Origin of the sequence: Luedemannella flava (assembly GCF_039528515.1) — a bacterium.
GTDB lineage: Bacteria > Actinomycetota > Actinomycetes > Mycobacteriales > Micromonosporaceae > Luedemannella > Luedemannella flava.
This window is the reverse complement of the sequence record NZ_BAAALT010000216.1, coordinates 1-3679: the sequence shown is the minus strand read 5'-3', so window position 1 is coordinate 3679 and position 3679 is coordinate 1. Positions and strand designations below refer to the sequence as shown.

4 protein-coding genes are annotated in these 3679 nt (G+C 71.4%); 2 read left to right on the top strand and 2 right to left on the bottom strand.

What is annotated here, in order from left to right; all coding sequences use genetic code 11:
- Nucleotides 1–114: 114 nt before the first annotated feature.
- Complete coding sequence (gene groL, locus ABD211_RS26785) at nucleotides 115–1773, bottom strand: chaperonin GroEL (protein WP_344137709.1); 1659 nt, start codon at nucleotides 1771–1773, stop codon at nucleotides 115–117.
- A 77-nt stretch (nucleotides 1774–1850) separates the two neighbouring features.
- On the bottom strand, nucleotides 1851–2165 hold the full coding sequence (gene groES, locus ABD211_RS26780) for a co-chaperone GroES (RefSeq protein WP_344075768.1): 315 nt from the start codon (nucleotides 2163–2165) through the stop codon (nucleotides 1851–1853).
- 226 nt (nucleotides 2166–2391) lie between these two features.
- On the opposite strand from groES, the gene ABD211_RS26775 reads away from it, so the two are divergent.
- Nucleotides 2392–2583 carry a DUF1918 domain-containing protein gene (locus ABD211_RS26775; RefSeq protein WP_344137706.1) on the top strand — a complete coding sequence of 64 codons (192 nt, stop codon included), beginning with the start codon at nucleotides 2392–2394 and terminating at the stop codon, nucleotides 2581–2583.
- Nucleotides 2584–2656: 73 nt separating this feature from the next.
- Nucleotides 2657–3502 (top strand): hypothetical protein, encoded by an 846-nt coding sequence (locus tag ABD211_RS26770; RefSeq protein ID WP_344137703.1) that lies wholly within the window; start codon nucleotides 2657–2659, stop codon nucleotides 3500–3502.
- Nucleotides 3503–3679: the final 177 nt, after the last annotated feature.

Here is a 3679-nt window from a genome sequence, read left to right as displayed (position 1 = left end):
GGCGGGCGCGGGCGCGGGCGGGTGCGACGCGGCGGCGCGGGGCGGGTGCGTGGAAACGGTCGTGGGCCGGGCGCTTATGCGTCCCGGCCCACGACCGTTGAGATGTCGGTCCCCTTAGAAGCCGGGGCCGTGCTGGTGGCCGTGGCCGTGGCCGCCGTGCGAGTGGCCGTGACCGCCGTGGCCGTTCGCCGCCGCCGGCTTCTCCGGCTTGTCGACGACCAGGCTCTCCGTGGTGAGGAGCAGGCCGGCGATCGAGGCGGCGTTGGCGACCGCGTTGCGGGTCACCTTCACCGGGTCGATGATGCCCGCCTTGACCAGGTCGACGTACTCGCCGGTCGCGGCGTTGAGGCCGTGACCGAAGTCGGCGTCCGCGACCTTGGACACCACGACGTAGCCGTCGTGGCCGGCGTTCTGGGCGATCCAGCGCAGCGGCTCGACGAGCGCCTTGCGGACGATCGCCACGCCGGTCGCCTCGTCGCCGGTGCGGCCGAGGCCGTCGGCCAGCGTGCCGGCCACCTGCGCGAGCGCGGCGCCGCCGCCGGGGATCACGCCCTCCTCGACGGCCGCCTTCGTCGCCGAGATCGCGTCCTCGATACGGTGCTTGCGCTCCTTCATCTCGACCTCGGTCGCGGCGCCCACCTTGATGACGGCGATGCCGCCGGCGAGCTTGGCGAGCCGCTCGTTGAGCTTCTCCTTGTCCCAGTCGGAGTCGGAGGCCTCGATCTCCTTGCGGATCTGGGCGACCCGCGCGGCGACGTCGGCGTCGGCACCGCCGCCGTCGACGATCGTGGTGGTGTCCTTGGTGATGACGACGCGCCGGGCGGAGCCGAGCACCTCCAGGCCGACCGCGTCGAGCTTGTAGCCGAGCTCGGGCGCGACGACCTCGCCACCGGTGAGGATCGCGATGTCCTGCAGCATGGCCTTGCGGCGGTCACCGAAGCCGGGCGCCTTCACCGCGGCGACCTTGACGGTCTTGCGGATCGAGTTGACCACCAGGGTCGACAGGGCCTGCCCGTCGACGTCCTCGGCGATCAGGACCAGCGACCGGCCGGCCTGCAGGACCTTCTCCAGCAGCGGGAGCAGCTCCTCGATCGCGGAGATCTTCTGCGTGGTGATGAGCAGGTACGGATCGTCGAGGACGGCCTCGCCACCCTCGGCGTCGGTCACGAAGTGCGGGGAGATGTAGCCCTTGTCGAACTGCATGCCCTCGGTGACCTCGAGCTCCGTCGCGAGGGTCGAGCCCTCCTCGACGGTGATGACGCCGTCGCGGCCCACCTTCTCCATCGCCTCGGCGATCAGGTCGCCGATGGCGGCGTCCTGGGCGGAGACGGTGGCGACCTGGGCGATGTCGTCGCGGCTGGCGACCTCGCGGGCCTTGCCGAGCAGCGCGTCGCCGATGGCGACGGATGCCGCGTCGATGCCGCGCTTGAGGCTGCCCGGGCTGGCGCCGGCGGCCACGTTGCGCAGGCCCTCGCGGACGAGCGCCTGCGCCAGCACGGTCGCGGTGGTGGTGCCGTCGCCCGCGATGTCGTTGGTCTTGGTCGCCACCTCCTTGACGAGCTGCGCGCCGAGGTTCTCGTACGGGTCGGCGAGATCGATCTCCTTGGCGATCGTCACGCCGTCGTTGGTGATGGTGGGGGCGCCGAACTTCTTGTCGAGGACGACGTTGCGCCCGCGCGGGCCGAGGGTGACCTTGACCGCGTCGGCGAGCGCGTTGACGCCGTGCTCGAGCAGGTGCCGCGCGTCGTCCGAGAAGCTCAGGATCTTCGCCATGTGTTCTCTGGTCCCTTCACGTGTTGCGCCCCGGTCCCCCGCGAACGGGGGCCGGGGCGGCAAGCACTATCGGTTGGTCACTTCTCGATGACCGCGAGGACGTCGCGGGCGGAGAGCACCAGGTACTCCTCGCCGGCGTACTTGACCTCGGTGCCGCCGTACTTCGAGTAGATGACGACATCGCCGACCTTGACGTCGAGCGGCACGCGGGCGCCCTTCTCGTCGAAGCGGCCCGGGCCGACGGCGATGACCGTGCCCTCCTGCGGCTTCTCCTTGGCGGTGTCCGGGATCACAAGACCCGACGCCGTGGTCGTCTCAGCCTCGTTCGCCTGGACCAGGATGCGGTCCTCGAGCGGCTTGATCGCAACCTTCGTCGCGGTAGTCACGGGCATACCCTCCTGGGGTATCTTGTCTGCTTACCAGGTACCGCCTGACGGCCCGTCGTCGCGGGTGCCGGCACCGCCGGGCGAGTGCCCGCCGGAAGCCCGGCGGGCTAGCACCCTCGGTGCGAGAGTGCTAACCCGCAGGTTATGCCGCCGCTAGCACTCCGTCAACTAGAGTGCCAGCGTGGCGCCGTTTTGCTGCGACGATCCGCCCTGATAGGGCATCGTCGGCGGTATGAAGGCAGCCACGGGTGACCGACTTCACGTTCACAGCAAGGTCGTCGGGACGCACGACAAGTACGGCGAGATCCTCGAGGTGCGCGGCGAGAACGGCGCGCCGCCGTACCTGGTGCGCTTCACGGACGGACACGAGAGCCTCGTCTACCCCGGCCCCGACTGTGTCGTGGAGCCGGCGAAGTCGTCTTAGCGACCATCAAGGGCACTGACCTCGAGCGGGACCTACTCTCCGGGCCTCGGATCCCACCGGAGGAGGTCCCGCCATGGCGGGTGCCCACATCCGGCGGCGACGCGCGACGGCCACGGCCCTCGCCGTCCTCGCCGGTTTCACCCTCGCCGCCTGCGGCGGCGGCAACAACACGACCACCGGCGCCACGCCCACGACCGCGGCCCCCACCGGGGACCCCGGCCTCGGCGGTGGCCCGACCGCCAGCGCCACGCCGAGCGCCACGAGTTGCTGTCCCAACACCGGGGGCGGTGGCGGCGGCGGCAACAACGCGCCCACCTACCCGAACGACGCCAAGGCCTACGCCCGGGCCGCGGTGAAGGCCTGGATGGCCAAGGACTACACCCGGCTCGGCCAGCTCGGCACCCCGGCCGCCGTCCAACAGGTCAAGGACTCGGTCACCTACGGCGGCCTGCCCGCGAACTCCTGGCATGTCACCCGGTGCGAGGGCGCGGCCGGCTCCACCTACTGCGTCTTCATCAACGACAACGGTGACGTGAGCAAGGTCCGCGTGATCAACCAGTACCTGGGCGCGGCGCACGCGGTGAGCGAAATTCCGCTGGAGCGCACGGAGTACCGCACCGGCGCCGCGGCCTACGTGCGCGCGTTCCTGTCCGCCTGGCAGGACGGCAACACGTACCGGATGATCGCCTACGCCTCCGCGGACGTGGTCGGTCACCTGCCGGGCACCCCGCTGAGCGCGTACGAGCTGTTCTGCGACGGCGCGGCCGGCTCGACCTATGTCCAGGTGAACGAGGGCGGCAACGCGAGCACCCCCGCGTTCACGCTGCGGGTCAACAACGAGAAGGCGAACACGGGCGCCAAGCACGCCATCACCGAGTACCTGGTGCCGCAGGTCGGCGCGAACAACACCTCCTGCTGAGCCACGGGCCGCCGGGGTGGGCGACCGCCCCGGCGGCGACAATGGGCGGCGTGGCCCAGCACACCGACACCGCGCCGGCGGCCGACGTCGTCGACCGGTTCGCGGCGTTGCTGACGCCCGCCGGCGCCGAGGCGCTGGCCGCCGCCGCGGACCTGCCCGCCGACCCGTTGGCCGCGG